Source organism: Micromonospora sp. NPDC003241, from assembly GCF_053589795.1.
On the sequence record NZ_JBSFSO010000007.1, the window covers coordinates 27822 to 51460 of the forward strand.

Sequence of the window (23639 nt, forward strand, 5' to 3'; positions counted from 1 at the left end):
TGGTCGGCACCCGGGGCAGGACCGGTCAGTCCTTGGCCGGCGGCTTGGACAGCGTCTGGTCCATGTCGGTCAGGTTCTTCACGATCGCCGCGAAGCTCTTGGCGAAGCTCTCCAGGTTGCTGACCGCCTTGGTCAGCGAGGCGGTGAACTCGTTGTACTGGCTGTTCATCACCGGGCTGGCCTGCTGCATCCAGAGTCCACCCTGGCTGGTCAGCAGCTCGGTGACGCTGCCGTTGAGGGTCTTGAGCACCTGGGCGATGTCCGCGCCCTCGGTGGTGAGCCGCCCGGAGACCGTGTGGACCCGGTCGTAGTCGACGTCTACCTCTGCCATGGTCTGCCTTCCGGTCCTCGGGTGCTCAGCCGCCGCTGGACGACGTGGAGATCTGGTCGTCCATGGTGCGGAGCTGGACGGTGATGTTGTGGAACTGCTGGGCGAACGAGCGGATGTTCTCGATCGCGCTGGTCAACTCGGTGTTGAAGGTCTGGTACTGCCCGCTGAGGGTCGGGCTGGACCGTTGCAGCCAGAGACCACCGTCGCTGGTGAGCAACTGGGACACCGCGTTGCGCAAGTCCTCCAACCGGGGCACGGTCTGCGTGACGGCCAGGTTGAGCTGGTCGTTGACGGTCTTGACCCGCTCGAAGTCGACGGTGATGTTGGCCATGGCCTCACTCCAGAAATCAGATGGTGACGGTGGTGTAGGGGACGTAGTCGTCCTCGGGTGGCTCCTCGGAGACGAGCGTCCACTCCCCCGTGGTCGGGTTGCCGTGATAGACCTCGGTGCCGTCCGGACCCACCACCGTCTTCGTGCCGGTGTCCGGTCCGGTCACCACGATGTCGGTCGTGGTGGTCTCCCCCTCGTGGTCGACGGTGACCTGGTGTGACCCGCCGTCGTCGGTCGAGGTGATCGTGCTGGTGGTGGTGCCCTCGTCGGTCGTGGAGGTCACCACGTACGAACCGTCGGGGTTGGTCTTCTTCTCGATCGTCTCCTCGGTGCCGTCGGAGTGCTGGATGGTCGAGGTGAAGTCGACGACATCGGGCTCACCGTCACCGTCGGTGTCGTGGTAGGTGAACCGGGTCGTCTCGGTGTAGGCGAGCCCGTCGCCGGAGTCCACGGTGGTGGTCTCGGAGACGATCCGGCCCTGGTCGTCCACGACCGCTACGACGTCGTTGCTGCCCACCGGCGAGGTGCCGGCCTTGGAGGTGGGCACCTCCCCCGGCTCGGGCACCGGATCCCCGGTCCACACCGGCACCGAACCGTCGACCAGGTTCCCGTGCTCGTCGTAGTACTGGAAGGTGATCTGGCGGTCCTTGAGATCGAGGTAGCGCTCGTACGCGGCGGTGTCGGACTGCCAGCCGGCGATGTCGGCCCGCAGCTGGTCCAGGTTGACCTTGCCGGCGATGTCGGCGTCGAGTTCGAAGTACGCCTGGGCGATGCCGTCGAAGGTGCCGGCCAGTTCGTCGAGCAGGTCCATCGAGTCCTTGAACGGGGTGTGGCAGGCGTAGAAGAAGGCGCTCAGCGAGGCGTACAGCGACGAGTTGCCCACCTGGGACGAGTCGACCACGGACCCGTCGGAGGTGACCACCGATCGCCGTGAGCCGGTGTCCACGTCGAACTGGATCCGGCTCTTCAGCTCCCGCATGCTGCCGGCCAGCCGGTGCAGCAGCGCGTAGTCGAGCACCAGGTCGGCCATCCCCGCCCTCTCCTCCGGTCGTCGCTCCTCGCCGTCTGTCGGGTTCGACGCGGCCGGGGCGGCCGGAGGTTCACCGTGAACCTCCGCGCGGGTGCGCCGCGTCGAGCAGGACGAGGAGCGTCGGGGGCGGTGGGAGGGGTGCGGTGGGCGTACGGCCCGGTGACTGGTCGCCGCTGACGCTGTCCGGGGACCCCACTCCCGGCGATCCGGACGTGCTGGTGCGGGTCGCCGACTACATGGACGTGATGGCGCGGCACGCCCAGACCGCGGACGACGGGCTCGGTGCGGTGCTGCGGCAGAGCGGCGAGGGCGCGTTCGTCGGCAAGACCGCCGACTGGCTGCGCGAGCAGGTCAGCAAGGAGTTGCGCGGCTTCGTCGCCGGTGTGCGTACCGCCTTCACCGCCGCCGGGCCGGCGATTCGCGCGTACGCGCAGGCGCTGCGCGAGGCCCAGGCCAAGGCGGACCAGGCGCTGCGCGAGGCGAGCGCGGCCGGCGACGACGAGGAACGGATCCGCACCCTGAAGGCGGACGCCAAGAGCGCCGCGGCGGACGTCCGGAGCGCGGCGGGTACGGCCCGGCAGGCCATCCTCGACGCCACCGACCACATCACCTCGCCGGTGACGCCCAAGTCGGCGTGCGAGGTGTTCTGGGAGATCTTCAACTGGCTGGCCATCATCGTGACGGTGGTGGCCATCTTCGTCGGAGGGCCGCTCGGTCTGCTGGCCTTCGCGATGAACGCCGCGTTGGCGATGAAGGCGGCGCTGGACTTCGCGACGGGCAAGACGAACGCGCTGGGGTTGGCGCTCGGGCTGCTGGCGATCCTCGGGCCCAGCACCCGACCGTTGATCGCCCTCGGTGACCTGACCAAGCTCGCCACCACCGCCTGGCGGAACATCACCCAGTTCAGCCGGAACAGCTTCACCCTGGCGCGGGCCGGCATCGACGACTTCTGGCGGGTGGTGTCCACGCTGAGCATCAGCGCGGCGGTACGCGGCATCGGCGACCTCGGGATCACCGTGGCCAACTCGGTGAAGAACGGCGCGCTGCTGATCCCCAGGATCGTCGGGCCACTCGACGGCCTGGCCGTACGCGGGTTCGTGACCCTGGAGAAGTTCACCCTGGTCACCGTCCCGGCAGCAGCCATCACACTGGGCAACCTGGGATACCGGGGCCTGGTCAGGCTCGGTGGCCTGGCGGCCGCCGGCGGTCGGTTCGTCGCCGTCAACGCCGTCCGGTTCGGCAACCTCATGGTGCGCGAGTTCGGCGGCTGGAAATGGCTGCGGATCTTCCTGCCGCTGGCCGGGCACGAGATCGGCGCGGTCGGTCTGTCCGGGGCCGCCAAGCTCGGGATCCTCGGTCGCGGACTCGGGATGAGCCGGTTCGACGCGCTCGCCGGGCTGGGCGGGGGCGTACGGCTCGCCAACGGACTCACCACCGTGCACGTCGTCAAGCCCGGTGACGCCCCGCCCGCCGGTGGGCTCCACGTCAGCCCGAGCGGCCTGCACCTGCCCGACCTGATCGAGAAGCCGCTGATCGGTGCCCCGTCGACGCCCCACCTCGCCTTCTCCGCCCGCAGCGTCGACCTGTCCGCGATGCGCGGGCCGCTCGGCGCGCACGACCTCGCCGCCGTCAGCCCACCCCGGATGCCGGCGATGGCCGGCGGGGTCGACCTCGGCGCGCTCCCCCGGTTCGACCCGCCGACGGTCACCGGGGCGACGATCCCGAGCCACGTCGACGTCCCGACCCCGGGCGCGGTCGGCGCGGTGCACCTGCCGGACGTACGGATGGGCAACCTCGGCGCGCTGAACCGGGCCGGCGGGCTGGAGGGGCTGGAGACCTTCGGACGTGCCGAACTGCGCCACCTGCACACCGGCGACGTCAGCGCGGTGCGGACCTCGGAGACCGCGGTGGCGTTCAACCTCGGCGCCCCGGAGAAGGTGTTCGGCGACACCACCGTGGTCACCCCCACCAGCGTCGCGGTCCCGCACACGCCGCCGACCGCCGTCATCCGCGCGGAGACGGTCACCACACCACCCGCACAGGTCACCACACCACCGGCACCGGTCGGCACGGTCACCGACGCGTCCACGGTCCACCAGGCCCTGCACCTGTTGAAGGAGCCCGGGCCGACCGTGCCGAACGCCCTGCACCGGTGGGACGCGCCACCGTCGACCGCGCAGGTGAGTCACCTGCACGCCCTCGACCAGCTCAAGCAGGCCCAGCGGGCGCTGACCGACGCCTCCGGGGACGCGCTGGCCGTCGCCCGCGCCGAGAAGGACGTCCGGGTCGCCGAGGCACTGGTCCGGCGTACCTCGGACAGCCTCCGGATCGACGGTCCGGGTGTCCTCCTCGACGCACCACCGGCCCGGGCGGTCGAGACGGCCGCGCCCGACCTCGCGGTCACCCCGCCGACGACGGCTCCCGATCTCGCCGCCGCCAGGGCCCCCGTGACAGTGGACGAGGCGACGCGGGCGTTGCAGGCCCGGCTGGACCGCCTGCGCGGCGCCGACGCCGTCGACCTGGCCGGGCTGGACGTAACGCACCGGTTCGCGCCGGTGTCCACCGCCGACCTGCTGGACCTGCCCTCGGTGCCCACCCATCAGCCCGGCACCGGCGTGGCGGAGTTGGAGAGCCGGCTGGCCGCTCTGCGCGGCACCGACGTGCCCTCGCCCAGCGCCCGCCACCTGGAGCTGGAACACCGCTTCGACCGGCTCCGGCCCGGCTCGACGGGTCAGGCCGGGCCGGTCGACCCGGCGATGTTCCCGGCCCCACCGACGATCTCCCCGGCCGAGGCCACCGCCCGCGCCACCGCCGTCGAGCGCCTCGCCGATCTGGAGGTCGAGCTGGCCGCCGTACGGGCCGAGGAGGTCCCGTCGGTCACCGACCCGTCGCGGCTCGACAGCGCGACCCCAGCAGCCACGCCGCAGAAGCCGGGAGCGGACGTCCCGGGTCGCACGGCCAACCCCGACCGGGCGGAGGTACCCGGTCGGCCGGCGGGAGTGGACGGTCGATCCTCCCTCGACGACCTGTCGGACCTGCCCGCCGTGCCACGCACCGAACCGGCTGCCACCCCCGGCGCCGACGAACTCGGCCACCGGTTGGCGGAGCTCACCGACGACGCGCGGCGTACCCAGCTTCCCGAGCGGGAGTTGCGCCCCCTCACCACAGACATCCGTACCGCGATCGAGCAGGGGCGGCACGGTGACGCCGCCCGGGGAATCAACGCGCTGCACGACCGGGTCGACCGGCACTCCCTGTTCCAGCGGCTCGACTCGTACCGGGAACACGTCGACGCCGGGCACCACCGCGCCGCCCAGCTCGGCATGGACAAGACCACCTGGTTGCAGCACGCCGTGGACATCGAACGCGCGACCGCGACCGGGCACACCGATGACCTGCACCGGCTGCTCAACGCCTACGAGAACGCCCTCGCCGATCGGCTGGCCCAGCAGAAGCTGCTCGACCAGCCCACAGGCACCACCGGCCGGGTCGCCGACGAGGCCGGGTCCCCGGGCGACCTGGACGAGCTGAGCGCCCGGCTCGACGCGCTGCGCACCCACCACACACCCGATCCGCAGCTCGCCGGCCTGGAACTCGAGCTACGTTTCGCCAACCTCCGCAACACCGACGATGCCGGCGGTCCGTTCCCCGAGCTTCCCGACCCGCCGACGCGAGCCCCCGAGAGCATCGACGACCTCCACCGACGGCTCGAGGCGCTACGCCGGGAGAGCACGCCGAAGCTGGACCTCGCCGGCCTGGAGCTACGCCACCGGCTGGACGCGCTGCGTGGCACCGCCAGCCCGCCGCCCAGGGTCGACGACCTGCCCGACGTACCGACGCAGGCACCCGGCAGCCGTGACATCGACGCCGACCTGGCCGACCGGCTCGCCGCCCTACGCGCCCACGGGGACGAGGCGCTCGGCATGCCGCCGGCCGAACGCGCCGAGTGGAGCGCCGAGTTCACCCGCGCCTCCGACGAGGCCGCGCACGCCGACGTCCTGGCCCGCCACGAACTCCGCGTCGCCGCACTGAACCGGGAGCTTCGCCTCGCGGAGCTGCGGGGCGGCACCGGTCCGCTGCCCGCCGACGAGCTCCGGGGCTGGCAGGACGCGCTGGCCCGAGTCGGCGACAACCAGGCCGGCATCGACCATGTGCTGTCCCGGTACGCCCTGCGCCTCGACGAGCACCGGCTGGCCGACACCCAGCAGATCCACGCCGCGCTCAGCTCACCCGACCACCTCCGCGCGCTCGACTCCCGGCTGGACGAGGCGCTCGGCGGGCTGTCCCAGGGCCTGCGGGACTCGACCGCGACGCGGTACACCACCCTCGGTGACCGGCTGACCCAGCTCCGGGGACCAGAGGGCCCACCAGTTCCCGGCCGGGCCGGCGACGGCCCGCCGACGCCCTCGCCGCGAGCCGGCGAGGCGACGAGCGGACACCGGCTCGACCAGTTGCCGAGCCCACCCCGCGACCTGCCGACACCGCGCACCGGTTCCGACGGCGCCGCCTCGGCCCGAACCGACCCGTCCGCGCTCCCCTCGATCCGCCCCGATGCGCCCGCAGCGGACGTGCCGACCGCCACCAGGCTGGCGGACACCCCGGCGGTCACCAAGCCGACGGATCCACCCGCAGTGACAGAGTCGACGTCGACGAAGCCGCTGGACGGACCACCGGCACGGCCTACGCCAACGGCCGGCGACGAGGTTCTCGAACTGCCGGCGCCTCGCCGCTCCACCGACGACGCGTCCACAGCTTCGCCCGTGCAGAAGGTGGCGACGCCGCCGCGCAACCTACTCGGCGACGGTAGAACCGGCGGCCCGGCCCGGGTGATCGAGGTGGACACCGAGCGATGGACCCCGCTGAAGGACGCCTTCCGCTTCGAGCCACCCACCACCGCCGGCCAGCCACCGAAGGTCATCCGGCCGCCGGCCAGCGGCGAGCGAGTCGGCGTCGGCTACCGCCTCACCGTCACCGAGCAGGACATGCACTTCGCGCTCACGCTCCGCCTCGACCCCGCGCCCGGCGTCACCGCGCAGGAGATCGCCGAGGTGAAGGCACGTACGGTCGAGGGGCTTCAGCGCTATGTCAACGCAGCCCAGCACCAGTTGCCCGGGTGGGACGTCCCGATCCGGGTGACGGTGGACTTCGACGACCCGGCCAACGCGCGCGGCGCCATCACGGTCGTCCCCGCCGGTAACCAGATCTCCCAGCAGGTCTGGGCGGCCGGCGCGTCGCCGGCCAAGTACGCCCACGAGATCGTGCACCAGCTCGGCGTCACGGACGCCAACCCACCCCCGAACGCGTTGCTGCGCGGCGGCCACCTGCCGGAGCACGGTGACCTGATGGGCCGCCACACGCACGACGTCGATCACTTCGTGCTGACCCCTCGGGCCCTCGGTCAGATCGCCGAGGTGTTGTCGCCGTACTTCTCGGGCTCCACCGCCCCGCGTCCGGTGCCGGACGTCATCGCCGGCAACGTCGCCGAGGAGTTCTGGTCCTCCGGTGTGGACACCGCGCCCAAGGTCAGCACCGCCGAAGCCACGGTGTCCGCCCCGGCCGGTACCTCGTCGGGCACTCCGCCGCCGCCGTTGGCGCCGCTCGTCATGAGCAGCACCACGCCCAAGATCACGATGACCCCACCGGGTGAGAGCATCCCCATGACGGTCCTGGCGCCGACCACGATCGCCGACAGCCCACTGCCCGGCCTCTACAAGACTCGGCCCGACCTGCTGTACACACCCGACTTCATCGACGACCTCGACGACCTGATTCGCGGCCTGGAACAGAGCGTGACCGACGCGGTGCGTGCCCGGGTGGCGGAGAACCTGCCACTGGTGCCGGGGCTGTCCAAGCTCTCGGTGCAGACCGGCGACATCGCGCAGGCGCTACGCGACGACCAGAAGTCCTTCTTCGTCACCGGTGGCCGTAGCTTCTATGTCCAGGACGGGCTCTTCGGCTGGCACCGGGTGACCGTCGCACCGAACTGGTCGTCGTCCCAGGCCCAGGTCATCGATCAGTCGGCGGACAAGGCGAAGTTCGACACCCGCAGCGACCAGTCCGCCGGTGTCAAACATGCCTCCACCACCGGCGGCTCCGGATCGCTCGGCGCCGGCACGATGTTTCCCCAGCGAGTCGGCTACGGTGCCGGCGGCGCCATCGACGTCGCGCTCTCCCGGCCCCTGGAGTCGTTCGAGAACGGCGTCAAGCTGACCGACTCGCACAACGTACGCAGCGGCTCCGGCTCCCACCTGCTGTCCATGCCGGTCGGCTTCGGGGTCGCCGTGACGGACCCGACCGCGCCGCTGACCGGCCCGAAGGCGGCCGAGCGCACTCGCGGCGAGCCGGTCCCCGCCGACGTGACCTTCCGGACCGTCGACGACGTCGCCAAGGCCACACCCCGCGAACCTGGCTGGCTCACGGTCGACCCGAGCAGACACACCTCGATGCTCGTGGAGAACTTCACGCCGGTCCGCATCCTGCGCGCGGACCTCGGCCTGACCGAGGATGCCGACCCCACGGGCACCTGGAACGACGTGGTCGAGGACATCCTCGTGATGCTCCAGCCCACCAAGGCTGTCGGGCCGGGCACGCTGGGGGCAGGGCAGGCCCGGGGCCTGTTCGAGGAGTCCTCCATGCTCGGCAACCTGATGCCGGCCCTGGACACGGTGGTCCACCCACCGACGATCACCAGCACGCACGGCGCGCACGCCCTGTCGCTGGAACTCACCGCGACCATGCCGAAGCTGTCCGTCCTGGCCGACGTCGGCAAGACCTCCTTCCGCTGGCAGCCGGGGCAGAGCGAGGCGACGAAGCTGTCCCATTCGAGTCGGGTCGGCACGGGCCTGTCCCTGGTGCCCGCGCGTTGGGCGTTCGGCACCGGCTACGTACAGGCCCGGCTCTTCTGGGGCTTCCTGCGCTCGATGACCGCCTCCGCCACACAGGGCGGCACGTCCCGGGTGGGCACCGAGTTCAAGGACATCCCCAACGTCCTGGTGGAGGCGCACTTCCGGGTCGTGACGAACGCCGGGCTACGCGAGGTGCCGGGCAGCCGGCTGTTCGGCAAGGGCACCGTCGAACCGATCACCGTCGATCTGGTGGTGCTCGGCCACCTGCCAGCGGCTCGGGTGGCCCAGCTCCTCCACGACAGCAGCGTGCTCGTCCCCTCCCCGACGCAGTGGCACGTACCGCCGTACGCGCTCGGCGGTGGGCGTTCCGTGACCTACGGGCTCGGCGGGTTCCAGCAGCTCTACCTGGACGTGAGCGGACTGATCCGGCGTATCGAAGGCGGTTTCCTGCCCGAGTTCGGCAAGTCCGGCGCGGTGAAACGGATGGGCAGCAGCCGGGCGGCGATCGAGCGGCAGGCCAACCAGGACGCGCTGGACCGGGTGCTGACCGTGGCCGGGCTGCGTCAGGGCCGGGGCAGTCTGCTCAAGACCGGCCTGATCGCCAGACTGAGTCGCACCAAGAAGATCGGCACCCGGCACATCATCGTGCACGTCACGGGCAGCTATACCAAGGCCTTCGAGTACCTCGGCACCAGCAAGGGCGACGCGGTGCGGACCACCCACGCCGACACCTTCCAGGAGAAGATCAACGCCGGCAGCCAGTGGCGAGGTGCCCTGGCGTTCGAGGGCGGCGGCGTGTTCCGGCTGACCGGAACGACGGCCGCCGCGTTCGTACCCGGTGGCGCGATCGAGGTCCGGGGCCGCATCGATCGGCAGAGCGGCCAGCAGTTGGCCGGCCAGGAGAGCCGACTCAACGGCGGCACCCCCGACTCGCAGGCGTTCGGCAACGACCTGAGGATCACGGTGCGGGTGTACGCGTACACGAAACGCCTGGGTGTTGACCCCAGGTCCCGCTTCAGGTACGGGCGGGTGATGCGCCAGCGCCTGCCTCGGCCGGTGACCAACTCGGCCGCCGGGACCCGGGTGGTGAACCCCGTCCACGAGCCGGCGGCCGTGGTGGGCGGAAAGGCGTTCACCCGATTCCGGTTTGTCGAAACGCGTCCGGTCACCGTGCAGTTCGACGACGCGTCGGTGCTGGCCCAACCGATCGACATGCCGACCACGATGACACTGCGGCCCGATCCACTGGCGGTCGACCGGCGGACCCAACTGGAGTTGACCAAGTTGCGCGACTGGGTCGACGAGGGGCCGACGTCGAAGGTGAACCGCTGGCTGTCGGTGGAGGACTTTCCCGGCAGCACCTTCATCCGGGACCTGGCCAACGATGCGCTCCAGGCCGCCCAGAACTACACCGATGCGGTGTCCCGGACCAAGTTGGGCGGCCTGCGCGGCGTCGACGGGTTGGCCGAGGGGATGCCGGTGTGGGCCGACACCATCGATCGGCTCGCCGAGTCACGTCAGATCCACGGTCTCACCTCGATGCTCGACAATGTGTGGCACGTGGACCGGCTCACCTCCGCCGAGGACGGCGCGGCGACCGACCTGGCCGTCGCGGTCTCGTTGACGAACCCGACGGTGCTGCCGGCGTACGCCACCATCACCAACGAGTCCGCCTCGATCGGGTCGGTCGAGATCAGCGCCGCGACGACCTCGGAGAAGCAGTTCGCGCTCCGGGCCAACTTCTCGACGAACGTCCGCCGCGCCGGCAGCAGCAACGACAACACCCACGGCGGTGGCGCCGTCTTCCCGGCCACGTACGAGAAGCTGCTCTACGCCGGGTCTCAACGCGAAACCGAAAGCGTCAGTGGCGCGATCGAACGCAACGCCAACAATCGCAAGGGCAAGCAGCGGTCCTTCCTCGTCGCCTTCGACATGCGGGTCTCGGCGGCCGCAGAGATCACCACCGATCCGGACCGGTACGCCGCCGTCCCGCAGTCGGTGCGCAGTGGTGAGTGGCTGCACCACCACAAGTCGATCGCCCGGCACGGCACCATCACCAACGCGATCTTCCTGCGGCTGTCCGCCAGGACCATGGTCAAGCTCGGCTTGTTGCCCAAGTTGGCCGGGGACCCGGGCATGATGGGTACGCCGTGGCTGCCGAAGGTGCCGCCGACGCTGACCCTGCCGCCCGGCCGCAGCCCCGGACTGGGCCTCTACACCTTCGACGAGACACCGACCCTGACCGAGGCGATGACCGCCGCGCTGCGGGCCGAGGCCGCCAAACTCGGCCCGGACCGGGGGTTGGTCAAGAGCCTTCTCGACATGGTGCAGGCCAAGGTCAGCAACCGGTCGATCGGCAAGATCTCCGACTCGCTCTCCGGCCCCGGGCTCGACGACCCGATGTTGAACCGCCGCCGCCTGCTATACCTGCTCACTCCCGAAGGGCAAGCACAGCACTGGTCCTCGATGGCCGACGGCGGGGCGTCGGTGCTGCACATGAAACCCGGCCGGATGACGCAACACTCCCGGGACGTACGCCTGCTCTCCGAACCCATCGGTCAACCGAAGGTCCACGGTTTCGTCGCCGACCACGAGGACCTCGACATCAAGACCACCCACACCAGCGAACAGGGCGTCACCAAACAGCGGATACAGGGCAGCACCGTGACCGCCGGGGTCGCCGGCACCGGCGTCTCCAACCACAACGGCGAGAACCTCGCGGTCGGCGTGGGAGACACGGTGGGACGGGTCTCCCAGGTGCTGAACGCACAGAACGACGGCTCGACCACTCTCGACGTGAATCTGAGTTCCGCTCGTGGGATCAAGGCCAGGATGGAAACGCCCGTCAAGTACACCCTGGCCATCTTCGACAATGGCAAACGCGTCGACGGCGACCTGCTCGTCGTCTATGACAAGGTGGTCCAGGACCGGTGGGCCGACGACCTGAGGCCGTCCCGATCCACGCCGGCGGCAACGCCCACGCCCTACCGGATCCTTCCGCCGGAGAAGCTGCCACCCGGCTGGCGGATGCTCAACGGGATGCCGTTACCGCCGCGGTTCAGCGCCGAGGACCTCCACCAGGTTGCCCAGGTACAACGCGTCGTCGAGGGCCTGCTGACCGACGCCGCCAAGCGCCTGAAGACGACGGGCTATGCGGGGGCGCACCAGATCCACCAGAGCCTCACCCCGGAGATCCTGCTGCCCGCCATGCCGAAGATGCTCTCCACCGGCGGTTTCGTCCTGCCGCCGGCGGTCAGCGCGCAGATCTTCGGGCAGGCCGCCACGATCACCCTCAAGCTGCTGCCCGAGAGTGCCTCACTCGGCGGGGTCAGCTCCGGCGTCTACCGTGAACACGCAGCTCAGCAGAGCGGCGGCTACAGCACCGGCACCAGCATCGTGACCCAACAGCTACGGATCCCCCGGGTCCCGCTGATCGGGCGGGGCTTCGCCGACGACCCGTACCAGGCGTTGGAGGCGGGTGGTCCCGGTGTCGCCGCGGGTGACACCCAGGCCGCCGCCGAGAACGGCGGCAACACCACCGGCGACCTGGGCAACGTCAAGCCGGAGAGCCGCTCGGGCGCCGTCGACTACCTGAGCCGGATCGAGGTCACCGTCGACCTGTCGTACTCGGCGTGGTCGACCAAGAAGGTGACCAGCGCCAGCCAGCCGGACGAGCTGGTGAACGTGTCGTTGCGGATGGGCCTGCACGACACGCGTACGGCGCTGCACATCCCGCGGGACACCACGGCGATAGCCGACGACTCACCCGACCGCGTCGCCGCCTTCGACGAGATCGTCGATCACGAGGCGAAGCTGGCCAAGGCGGCGGAGGGCTTCGTGTCCGCCGCCGACAAGCTGGACCAGGCCCGCTACGATGCGTACACGGCGCCGGAAGGCAGCCCCGCCCGCACCGCCGCAGAGGCCAGGGTGCCTGGGTTGCACGAGGACTGGGACCGGGCCGGACAGTCCTGGTGGGACCTGCTGCAACGGCACCACCACCTGCTCGACGACTTCCGGTACCGGTACCTCGGGGTCCCCGAGAGCACCCCGGACAGCGACGCGGCCGCCCTCGCCACGTACGTCCAGAACGACAGCACCCGCCGCACCGACACCGGTCCCCACGCGGACACCACCAAGACGACGACGGCAGCGCCGCAGGTGCTTCCGACACCGGGTGGCGGGTACTGCCAGCTCTACGCCACCATCGGCAGCGCTCCTGCGCTGGTCAGCGGGAGGCTGACCGCCGCCGGACTCGGCTCGCCGGCCCTGCACGCCTGGCTCAACGACGCCGAGGCGGTCCGCCTCCAGATCCGCGCGGCGGCTTCCCACGCAGGTGGCCTGGTGCCGTCGACCACCCAACTCGGTCAAGCGGCAGAACTCCTGCGCCGCCTGGTCGAGCAACACCTGAACACCGTGGGCGCGGACGGTGTGCCGGCGGCGGCCTTACAGGGTTATCGCAACAACCGGGTGCTGGCGTTGCGTACCACGGTGAATGCGATGAACCGCGACACGTTGCTGGGGCGGTTGCAGGAGGCGGGCATCACCACGCCGAGAGATCCCCACCTGATCCCGGCCACCCAACTACGTGACCTCTACCTCGCCCAGCGAACCGCCGACCTGGTCGCCGTCGGGTGGCACCCGGCGGTGGCCCGCACCCACGTGGAAAACCGGGTACCCCTCAAACCCACGACGGACGGATCGCCGTCCCGGGACCTGGCCGACGAGTCGCTCTCGATGCGGGCCATGTTCGACTACCTCACCGCCAGCGGCAATCCGGTCGGCCTACGGACGCTCACCGACGAGACGCTCCGGGACCAGCTCATGGTGCATCTCCTCGACCCGCTCCGACCGGCCGATGCCGGCGAGTTCGCCGACCTCACCAAGTCGGTCCGGCGCTGGGAGAACCGTTGGCGGGACGCGGCCGGCGAGGCGTTTCCGGGTCTGTTGGCCGACGCGTTGGACGCCCGGATTCGCATCCACGCCCCCGAGCACACCCAGACGATCGGTCGCGAGGACGCGCCCCTGCTGGACGTCTACCGCCGCAGCGACCACTACCAGGCGATGGCCGACCAGCAGCCACCACCGGTGGACACGTCGACTCCGACCGAGTCGCACCCGACCGAGTCGCACCAGACCGAGTCGGACCAGACCAGCGGTCCCGCCGTCCATCCGAAGCAGGCCAAGCCCTTCGAGATCGACCCGCCCGCCCGCGCCGACGGGAAGAAGATCAGCGGAGAAGCCCTGCACACCCAGCGGATGCGAGTCAACCCGGCCTGGATGCCGCTGTCCGACTTCACCCCCGAGATCCACGCCGGCAGACCGGACGCACGCTGGCACTACGTGGTCACCGAAACCGACGAGATCATGATCGGCAGTGAGGAGATCCTGACCGCCGTCTCCGCGCGACAGCTTGCCGACCTGCACACCGCGATGCTCACCAAGAACCCCGACCTCACTCTGGACCAGCTCAAGGAGAGCATCAACCAGCAGGGCCATCCCACCATCGGGGTACGTTTCGACGCCGACGGCCACGCCTACGTCGGCAAGGGACGCATCAGCGGTGAACTGCACCGTGACCCGGAAACAGGCCGGTGGGTCGTCGACGACAAGTCCGGCCGCTACATGAGCGAGAAGGTCCGTCCCGGCCTCGACCCCAGGGACGTCAAACGGTGGCTCGACGGCGTCGCCGCCAAGGTCAGCGAGCAACTGGGCGAATCTGTCGAAGCCCGCCCGCACAAACACGCCACCGCCCCGCCACCGCCTCCCCCGCCGCCACCGCCTGTCCCCGAGACCGCACCGGGGATCGGCACCACCGCGCCGGCAACCGACGACCTGCGCACGCGATGGGTGGAGTTGATGGCGCAGCGTCTTCAGACCGAGGGCACCGACCCGGCGGCGGCCAGGATCCTCGCCAGCGGACTACCGGCCGACCTCGACACCATGCTGGCTGACCTGGCGACCGCACACACCGCCCCGGAACCACTCGTCACCGCCACCGAACCCGCCGTACCACCGCCCGGCGACCACGGACAGGCATAGCGGATGTTCCAGTCCGACCACGTCCAGCATCACCGCGAGGCAGTTGACCGGTTCCTCGCCGCCGGGCGAGGTCAGTTCGTGGCGCTGCCGGTCACCCCGTGGCGGCTCAGCGCCCGCTGGAGTTCCCGGGTGGCGTGGTGGGTGCGCGACTTGACCGTGCCCGGTGGCACGCCCAGGGCCCCGGCCACCTCGCTGTGCGTCCGGTCCTGGTAGTACACCAGGATCAGTGCCTCCTGGTGCACCGCCGAGAGGCTCCGCAGGGCCGGCATCAGCATCGCCCGGTCCAGGGCGGCGTCGTAGAGGCTCTCCGCCGGTTCCCAGACGGTGGTGGTGACGTCCTCGGCCACCTCGGTGGGGCGGGCCGTCACCCGTCGGGCCTGGTCGACACAGAGGTTGTGGGCGACCCGGGACAGCCACGCCTGCGGATTCCGGGTGTTGGCCACCGTGGGCAGATGACGCCAGGCCCGCAGCAGCGTCTCCTGGACCAGGTCCTCGGCCCGGTGCGGGTCACCGGGGACCAGCCGACGGGCGTACCGGCGCAGCGCGGGTGTGCTCTCGGGCACCAGCACCCGCTCGTACCAGTCGGCCAGGTCGGCCTGGCTCGGCGGGGCGTCGCACTCGACGGTCGTCGTCATCGGATACCTCTTCTCTGGCCGGACGAGCCGGTCAGGCGATCGAACCGGCGGTGGGTACGTCGGAGGCGGTCAGCCGCAACAGGTCCTCGGTCGACGGTTCGGCCAGGTCGGCCACCCGCTGCGCCTGGTGTTCGGTCATCCGCTGGAAGAGCTGCCGGGCGGCACGACCGTTGCCGAAACCGTGACCGTGGTCCATGCCGGCGAACAGGGTGTGCAGAGCGCTGCGGGCCTCGTCGGCGAGCTGGTACTCGTGTTGCCGGCACTGGGACTCGACGATCGCGGTCAGCTCGTCCGGCCCGTAGTCCTCGAAGGTCAGGGTGCGGGAGAAACGGGACGCCAGGCCCGGGTTGGAGGCGACGAAGCGGTCCATCTCCAGCGGGTATCCGGCCACGATCACCACCACGTCGTCGCGGTGGTCCTCCATCAACTTGACCAGGGTGGCGATGGCCTCCTGGCCGAAGTCGTTGGTGTGCCCGGGCGGGACCAGCGAGTACGCCTCGTCGATGAAGAGGACGCCGCCCAGTGCCCGCCGGAAGACGGCCTGGGTACGGGGTCCGGTGTGGCCGACGTACTCGCCGACCATCGTGGTCCGGTCGGCCTCGACCAGGTGGCCGCGTTCCAGCATGCCGAGTGCGGCGATCAGTCGGCCGTAGAGGCGGGCGACGGTGGTCTTGCCGGTGCCCGGGTTGCCGGCGAAGACGAGGTGCCGGCTCAGCGGCGGTGCCGCCAACCCGGCCTGCTGGCGGCGGCGGACCGTCTGCATGAGTTTGATCTGGGCCTGCACGTCCTGCTTGACCCGGTCCAAGCCGACCAGCGCGTCCAGTTCGGCGAGCAGTTCCGGCAGGTCGGCCTCGGTGGGTGGCTCGGGCACCGGGGTCGGTGCGGTGCCGGCCGCCTCGCCGCCGGCCACCGCCGGCACCGCCGGGGCGGCGGCGTCGGCGGCGAGCCCGGACGGCGGCAGCAGGGAGCGGGTCACCCCGGTCAGCCGGACCTCCTCGAAGACCGGCCGGGCCTGCGGGTCCACGTCGACGTCGAGATCGCTGTCCCGGATCCGGGCGCGCACGACGGTGGGAGTCGCCCCGGCACCGACGTGGATCGCCGGGTACCCGCTGGCGGTGAGGACGCAGTCGACGTACTCGCCGGCGGCGCCCTCGGCGACGAAGAGCGCGTTCTTCGCGCCGGACGTGCACGACGTGGACGTCACCCGGGGTGCCGCGCCGGTCCACACCACGATGCCGGAGCCCGCCGCGTCGTGCACCGCGCACCGGTCCACGGTGCCGCCGCTGTCCTGCTCGAAGACGATCCCGGCGGTGCCGGGGCGGTGGATGCGGCAGTCGGTCAGCTCCACGGTGGCGCCGACACCCACCTGCACCCCGGCCCGGTCGCTGGCGTCGATGACGCACCCGGTCAGCCGGACCGGCTGGTCCGACCCGGCCACCACCCCGTTGCGGTTGGCGGCGAGCACGGTCGCGGTGGCGGTCACCTGGGCGTGTCCCTCGCTGCTCAGGCCGGCGAGTCCGCAGTCGTGGACCCGGCCGCCGGTCAGGTCGGCGCGGCCCGTCCCGACCACGTGCAGCCCGTGCTCCGCCGACGGTCCCAGCCAGGTGTCGACGGCGGTCAGCCGGCCGTGCCCGCCGACGTGCAGGACGCTGTAGGTGGTGGGACCGACCGCGGTGTCGGTGAGTGTCACCGTGCCGCGGTCGGTGACGTAGACGCCGTTGCCCGCGCAGGTGCGCACCGATGTCGCGGTGAGGCTGACGTCGGCGTCGTCGCGGCACACCACGGCGGTCGCGCCCGCGCGGTCCAGGGCGCAGCCGGTCAGCACGACCTGCGCCTGGTCGGCGGCGACCACACCGGCGGCGGTCGGGTCGCTCAGCCGGCAGCCGGTCAGGTCGACCCGGGCGCTGCCGACGGCGGAGATCACCTCGGCCCCGCTGCGGGTCACCGCGACGTCGCGTGCGGTCACCGCCGCGTTCTCCTCGGCGCGTACCCCGTTGCGTCCGGGTGTGACGACCGCCCCGCCGACCAGCTCGACCCGGGCGGTGCCACGGGCCCGGACCCCGGAGCCGGTGACCGGGCCGATCCAGGTGTCGCGGAGCGTGCCGTGGGCCGACTCGCCGGCCACCACACCGATGCCGTCGACGTCGGCGACGACGCAACGGTCGAGTTCCACGACGCTGTCGCCGACGGCGTACAGGCCGGCCAGCCGGGCCCCGGTCAGCCGGCAGTCGCGCAGCACCGGGCGGGCCTGCCCGCTCACCTCGACCCGGCCACCGTGCAGACCGCAGCCGCGCAGTTCGACGTCACCGTCCTCGACGCGCAGCAGTGGCTCGCCCGGGTCGGTGCCGAGCACGGTCAGGTCGACCAGCGTCGCCGAGGCGGCGATCCGCAGCGGCGTACGCGCCACCAGCGTCACGGTGCCGGGACCGCGCTCCGCGCGCAGCCGTACCGGCCTGTCGATCAGCAGGTCCTCGGCGTACCGGCCGGGTGCCACCAGGACGGTCTGCCCCTCGGCGGCGCGTAGGGCGGCGGTGATGGTCGGTGCGGCGCCGCGTTCGCCCGGTGCCACCCGGACGCCCTCCGGGGCGGCACCGGGCCGGCGGGTCCTGAGTATCCGTACGCCCATCGTTCACCCCCGCCGGACACCGCTGGTCCGGATGCTCACGGCTTGCCGCTGCGCACCAGGTCCGCGCCGTCGGCGTGGCTGCGGAACGGGTCGTCGGCCTGCTCGGCGTCCCATCGGCGGCGTCGGCGGGCCGCCCGGTACCGACTCCACAACCGGCCGCCGACCAGCAGCGCACCGAGTGTGGCGAGGACGGTCAGCACGACCGGCCAGGAGACCGGTACGGTCCGCGCGGTACGGGCGGCGCGCGCCTCGGCCGTACCGGGCAGCCCGCTGTCGACCAGCGGTCCGGTGACCGCCCGATGCGGGTCGAGCCGACCGACGCCGGCCGGTCCGTGTTCGACCGGGGCGACGGTGCTGACGAGTTGCCGGCCGAGTTGTCCGGCGGTCAGTCCGGGGTGGGCGGATCGCACCAGTGCCGCCGTACCCGCGACGAAGGCGGCGGCGTAGGCGGTGCCGTTGCCGACGAAGGCGCCGGAGCCGGCCGCGCCGATGCTGCGGACGCTGGTCGCCGGGGCGAGCAGGTCCACCGAACCGGCCGGGTGGTCGACGGTGGCGTGCTGCGCGGACCGGAGACCGCCGACGCGGAGCAGACCGTCTGCCGGGGCCACCGGCGTGCCGCCGGTGGGGGCCGGCACCACCACGAGTACGCCGTGGCCGATCGCCTCGTCGATCGCGGAGCGGACGGTCGGGTCGGTGGCGTCCACGGCCGGGCCGAGCAGGATCACCTTCGCCCCGGTGGCGACCGCGACCTGCACGGCGGTCACGGAGGCGGGAGGGCTCGCCGGGACTCCCCGGTCCACCAGCCGCACCGGGACGATCACCGCCTTCGGCGCGACGCCGACCCGTCGGCCGTCCGCACCGTCGTCGGCGGCGACGATGCCGGCCAGCGCGGTGCCCGTGCCGACGCAGTCGACGTCGCCCGACCCGTTGCCGGAGACGATGTCGGCGCCCCGGCCGAGCCGGTCGCCGAGTTCCGGGCGGCCGGCGGCCACCCCGGAGTCGACCACGGCCACCCGGACCCCACTGCCGCTGGTGATCCGCCAGACCTCGTGCGGGGCCATCAACCGCTGTCCCCAGGTCGAGGCGGCCGGTGGCTCGGCGACGACGCGGGGCCGGCAGCCGGACCGGGCGGCGGCCGGGGAGCCGGCCGTGCGGACGGTGCCGGGTGCGACGGGCGGCAGCGTCCGGGCGGCGGGTACGGCCGGGGCGGGGGCGGACCGGGCGGTGGTCGGGGCGGTGGTCGGGGCGGTCGTCAGGACGCCGTGGCGCAGACCGGTGCCGATCGCGTCCCAGGGCAGGACGAGGTGCCAGCCGGCGTTCAGTCGCCCGGGGTCGGTCAGCCGTCCGCCGTCGGGTTGCCGCCGTCCGGTGTTCAGTTCGAGGATCTCGCCGGCCCGCTCGGCGTCGCCGAGGAACCGGGCGGCGATCGTCCAGAGGGTCTCCGGCCGACCCTGGTGGGAGGCGGTCACGGTGTAGTAGAGGACGTAGGGCTGCACCTGCGGGTCGGCCGGTGCGGCCAGTGCCGGCGCGGGGTCGGTGACCACGGCGGTGGCCGCCGGGGCCAGCGCCGTGAGCACGGCGAGCCCGGCCAGGGCCGCCCGCCCGGTCACCAGTCCGCCCTGCGGATCAGCGCCCAGTCGTGGTCGTCGTCGGCCCGGCAGCCGAACACCTCCAGGCGCAGGTCGGGTCCGCCGGTCGCCAGGCCGGGCACGTCCAGGCAGAGGTTCGACGCGGTGTTGACGATCCGGTGGTACGCGATGCCGCCGGAGCGCACCGTGGGTTGCAGCCGCCAGTACTGGTTCTCGTCGTCGAAGCAGCCGGTCTCGTTGAGCGGTGTCGCCGGGGCGACCGTGCCGAGGCCGGGCAGGTCGAGGCAGTACTGACTGGCGACGTTGCGGATCCAGTAGAGCTGGTTGCCGGCGCTGTCGACCCGACGGGGGACGAAGGCGAACTCCTGGTTGTCCGACGTGTGCGGACGGCAGCGGCTCTGGTTGACCGGTCCGTCGCGGGGCCCCGGACCGGTTCCGGGGATGTCCACGCAGAGTGTCGTGCCGAGGTTGCGCAGGAGGTACGGCCCGTACGGGCGGCCGGTGGTGTCGGCGTCCACGGCCTTGACGGGTGGCTGGTCGGAGCGGGGCTGGGCCGGCGTCGCGGCGGTGTCCGACGGCGTGGCCCTCGGTGTGGATGAGGCGGCCGGGTCAGCCGTGGGCGTCCGGCCGGGCGAACCGGGGGTGCGGTCCGGGGTGGCCGACGGGACGGCGGGCGGGTTGAGGCGTGGGTCCTTGGCGTACTCGGTGGTGAAGTGCTCCACCTGCGCCGCGAGGATGGTGATCCGGTCGCCGCCGGGCACGTCGGCCAGGGACCGGACCGTCGGGTCGCCGCGCAGGAACGCGGCCAGCGCGAGGGGGTAGTCGTCGGTGCCGGGCACCGCCGCCAGCAGCGCGCACATGGTCTCGCCGAGGGCCGGCACCGCCGAGTCGGGAGTCCACGGGGAGTCCGTCGGTGACGGTCGCACGTAGGCCACCCACACCTGCGGCAGGAACTGGGCGATGCCCTGCTCGCCGGTGGCGCCGAGCCGCTGCGGGTCGAAGGCGGAGGTGGCCATGAGCTGCGCGGCGACGCGGGCCGGTGGCATCGGGGCGCAGACGTCTCCGGCGGCCAGGATCGACGCCAGGTACGCGTCGGGCACCGGCAGCGGCGCGACCTCGGTGACGCGTTCCGGGATCGCCGCCGGGGTGACCGGGGGCCCGGCCGCGTCGCTGCCACCGAAGGCCGGCTGCATGGCGTACCAGGTGGCGTACCGTTCGACGGTGTCGACGTAGTCCACCGCGCCGGCCGGCACGTCGCCGGTCGCGACGATCGCCTCGACACCGACGCGGTGCGCCGCGAGAGCCAGGCGCCACCGGTCGCCGTCCAGGTCGAGCACCCGGAGTTGGCCGACCAGTTGGCACATGTGGTGAGCGAGCGCCGTGACGCTTGCCGTGCGGTCGGCCGGGCGGGCGCCGTCCCAGGGTGCCCACTTCTGCCACACGCTCGGCACCAGGCCGGCGGTGCCCTGTGCGCCGACGGCCTGCACCGCCTCGACGGGCGTGGCGGTGAAGCGGGAGGCCGCCATCACCTGGCCGGCGAGCCGGGGTGGGGTCAGCGTGGGGCAGGCCGTGGCCGCCTCGGTCAGCAGCCGGACGTCGGCGTCGGATACCCGGGTGCCGGCCAGCGGCTGCACGGCGTCGGCCGGGCGGGGTGCGATCGAGGCGGTCATGGTGACCAGTGCCGCCGTCGCCAGTGTCGCCGCGCCGATCAGGCGACGGCTGGTACCGGTCGATCTCCTGGTCCGCGTCGGTCTCGTCGCCACCGCGCCACGCCTCCCCGCAGTCCGTCTGAAGTGGACTGCACGGACGGTAGATGCCGGCGGCGTGGAGTGCGGGCGATCGAAGGGGCGTCACCGTGAACTTTGCGTGAATCGCCGGGTGGCCGACCGACGCGCGCCCTGCACCGTCGGCTCCGCCGGGGAGCCGCCGGAGTCGCCGCCCCAAACCCGGATTTTTAATACCATATGTCCCGTATGAGTTTTCGTGGGCCAGCCGCAGCGACGGTGCCGGCGGACGGCCGGGTGCCGCGATGACCTCTGCCAACAGCCTGCTCCGCAGCGCCGCCACCCCACGCCGGGCCACCTTCCTGGAACTCTTCTTCGACCTCGTCTTCGTCGTCGCGCTCGCGCTGCTCTCCGAGAGCCTCGTGGCGGAGCTGACCTGGCGCAGCGTCGCCGAGGCCGTGGTCGTCCTGCTCGCCGTGTGGTGGGTGTGGGTGATCACCACACTGGTCACCGACCTCTACAACCCGGACAGCTGGGTCATCCAGGTGGTGACGGTCGGCGTCATGTTCGGCGCGCTGATGATGGCCGCCGCGTTGCCGTCCGCGTTCGTCGACCGGGCGGCCATCTTCGCCGGGGCCTACGTGGCCATCCACCTCGGTCGAGGATTCCTCTTCTTCCTGACGTTGCACGAGCCGGTCCCGCGCCGACGCGCGGTACGTATCTGGGCGTGGTTCGGGATCTCGGCCGTCGCGTGGATCGCCGGCGCCTTCGCCGACAGTACGACGCGCCTGTGGTGGTGGGGCGGTGCGGCGGCCGTCGACTACCTGGCCTTCGCGTTCGGCTACCCGTTCCCCGGTCGGCGACGGGTCGGCGCGGCCCAGTTCAACCCCATCGCCGAACACATGGCCGAGCGGTACCACCAGTTCTTCATCATCGCCCTGGGCGACATCATCCTGGTCGCCGGCCTGACGTACAGCGCACACCCGGTCACCGCCGAGCGCACCGCGGCGATCGTGGTGGCATTCGCCAGCGCGACGCTGCTGTTCCGGATCTACGTACACCGCGCCGCCGCGCAGTTGACCCAGGCCATCGAGAAGGCCCGGCAGCCGGGCCGGTTCGCGCGGTCCGCGCCGTACACCCACCTGCTGATGATCGCCGGGGTGGTGACGGCCGCCGCCAGCGCGAAGCTGATCATCGCCGAGCCGACCGGCACGGTCGAGCCGGAGCTGCTCGCCGTCGTCGTCGGCGGACCGGCGATCTTCCTCATCGGTCGGACCCGCTTCGAGTACGAGGTCTTCGGTCGGGTCGCCTGGCCACTGTTGGCCGGCGTCGTGCTCCTCGGCGCGCTCGCCCCGGTCGCGCTGGCGCTCACCCCACTGCTCGCGGTGGTCTGCGCCAACCTGGTGCTGCTGGCGATCGCCGTGTTCGATTTCGCGCACCGGCGACGTCGCACACCCGTGCCGGCGACGCCGCCGCTGTGACCGGTCCGGCCGGTGGCGCACGATCCGGTCGACTCTGCCGCGCAGGCGGGTGACGCCGTCCGACCGACACCGGTGTCCGGGAACCGGCCGGACAGCAGACGGTCGGGCCACCGTGGGCGTACCCACCCAGGCCACCACCCCCGACGAAGGAGAACCGATGCTGAGAAGAAGTGGGGCGCTCGTCGCCCTGGCCGCCGTGGCGCTCGCGTCCACCGCCCTCGCGGCGGCACCGGCGGCGGCCGCGACGAGCTCCGGACCGGACAACCGGGTTCCGGTCACGTCGACCACGACGTATCCCGCCAGCGCCACCGTGCTGCTGACGTTCCCCGGCGGCCGGTGCAGCGGCTTCATGATCAGCCCCCGCACGGTGGCGACCGCCGGGCACTGCGTGCACACCGGAGGTTCCGGCGGTGGCTGGCGGACGAACATCGTCGCGTACCCGGGGCACAACGGGACGACCGCGCCCTTCGGCTCGTGTGCGGCGACCCGCCTCTTCGCCCCGCAGAACTGGACCGGCTCCATCTACGCACCCGGCGGCGGCGACCCGGCCCACGACTACGGGGCCGTGCAGCTCAACTGCGCCGTCGGCAACAGCACCGGCTGGTACGACCTCGGATCCACCACCCAGCCCCTGACCGGCTCGTGCACCGTCACCCACGGGTATCCGGCGGACCGGACCGGGCAGTGGGCGAGCACCGACCGCATCCGCGCCGAGACCGCCACGCAGCTCTACACGTCGCACAGCTTCGGCGGCGGACAGGACGGCAGCCCCGTCGCCTACACCCCCGACCCGGAGGACTGGTGCCCGCTGCCGCCGCGACTGGACTTCCCGTGGCCGAAGCCGCCCTGCCCCTGCCCGCCCACGCTCACCGCCCTGGGCATCCTGGCCAGCGGCGTGGGTGGCACCGGACCGGTCCACACCAGCAGCGTCGTCACCCGACTGACGCAGCAGGCCCTCACCAACTACGCGCAGTGGCGGTGACCGCCGCCCACGGCCGATCCACGTTC

10 protein-coding genes are annotated in these 23639 nt (G+C 72.1%); 3 read left to right on the top strand and 7 right to left on the bottom strand.

Annotation, left to right across the window (positions count from 1 at the left end):
* Positions 1-25 precede the first annotated feature (25 nt).
* From ACWDVW_RS08020 to ACWDVW_RS08030, 3 genes are read right to left on the bottom strand one after another with little or no spacing between them, the layout of a single operon-like run.
* Positions 26-331, bottom strand: a complete 306-nt coding sequence (locus tag ACWDVW_RS08020) for a WXG100 family type VII secretion target (protein WP_396748032.1) — start codon at positions 329-331, stop codon at positions 26-28.
* 25 nt (positions 332-356) lie between these two features.
* Positions 357-662 (bottom strand): hypothetical protein, encoded by a 306-nt coding sequence (locus ACWDVW_RS08025; protein ID WP_396748029.1) that lies wholly within the window; start codon positions 660-662, stop codon positions 357-359.
* 16 nt (positions 663-678) lie between these two features.
* Positions 679-1692, bottom strand: coding sequence for a hypothetical protein (locus ACWDVW_RS08030; protein WP_449945963.1), 1014 nt, complete (start codon positions 1690-1692; stop codon positions 679-681).
* A 143-nt stretch (positions 1693-1835) separates the two neighbouring features.
* Here ACWDVW_RS08030 and ACWDVW_RS08035 point away from each other — a divergent pair, with 143 nt between their 5' ends.
* Positions 1836-14576 (top strand): hypothetical protein, encoded by a 12741-nt coding sequence (locus tag ACWDVW_RS08035; RefSeq protein WP_449945964.1) that lies wholly within the window; start codon positions 1836-1838, stop codon positions 14574-14576.
* 71 nt (positions 14577-14647) lie between these two features.
* On the opposite strand, the gene ACWDVW_RS08040 is transcribed toward ACWDVW_RS08035, so the two are convergent.
* The 4 genes from ACWDVW_RS08040 to ACWDVW_RS08055 are packed head-to-tail and all read right to left on the bottom strand — an operon-like array spanning position 14648 to position 21189.
* Positions 14648-15211, bottom strand: a complete 564-nt coding sequence (locus tag ACWDVW_RS08040; RefSeq protein WP_449945965.1) for a sigma-70 family RNA polymerase sigma factor — start codon at positions 15209-15211, stop codon at positions 14648-14650.
* 31 nt (positions 15212-15242) lie between these two features.
* The gene (locus tag ACWDVW_RS08045) at positions 15243-17837 is read right to left on the bottom strand and encodes a right-handed parallel beta-helix repeat-containing protein (RefSeq protein ID WP_449945967.1); all 2595 of its coding nucleotides are present in this window, start codon (positions 17835-17837) and stop codon (positions 15243-15245) included.
* 35 nt (positions 17838-17872) lie between these two features.
* Complete coding sequence (locus tag ACWDVW_RS08050; protein ID WP_449945969.1) at positions 17873-19447, bottom strand: S8 family serine peptidase; 1575 nt, start codon at positions 19445-19447, stop codon at positions 17873-17875.
* Positions 19444-21189, bottom strand: a complete 1746-nt coding sequence (locus ACWDVW_RS08055; RefSeq protein ID WP_449945970.1) for an RICIN domain-containing protein — start codon at positions 21187-21189, stop codon at positions 19444-19446. The genes ACWDVW_RS08050 and ACWDVW_RS08055 overlap by 4 nt, the downstream gene beginning before the upstream one ends.
* Positions 21190-21455: 266 nt before the next feature.
* Between ACWDVW_RS08055 and ACWDVW_RS08060 the strand changes: the two genes are divergently transcribed.
* Entirely contained in the window at positions 21456-22631 is a 1176-nt protein-coding gene (locus tag ACWDVW_RS08060; RefSeq protein ID WP_449945972.1) for a low temperature requirement protein A, read from the top strand.
* 157 nt (positions 22632-22788) lie between these two features.
* The gene (locus ACWDVW_RS08065) at positions 22789-23613 is read left to right on the top strand and encodes a trypsin-like serine peptidase (RefSeq protein ID WP_449945974.1); all 825 of its coding nucleotides are present in this window, start codon (positions 22789-22791) and stop codon (positions 23611-23613) included.
* Positions 23614-23639: the final 26 nt, after the last annotated feature.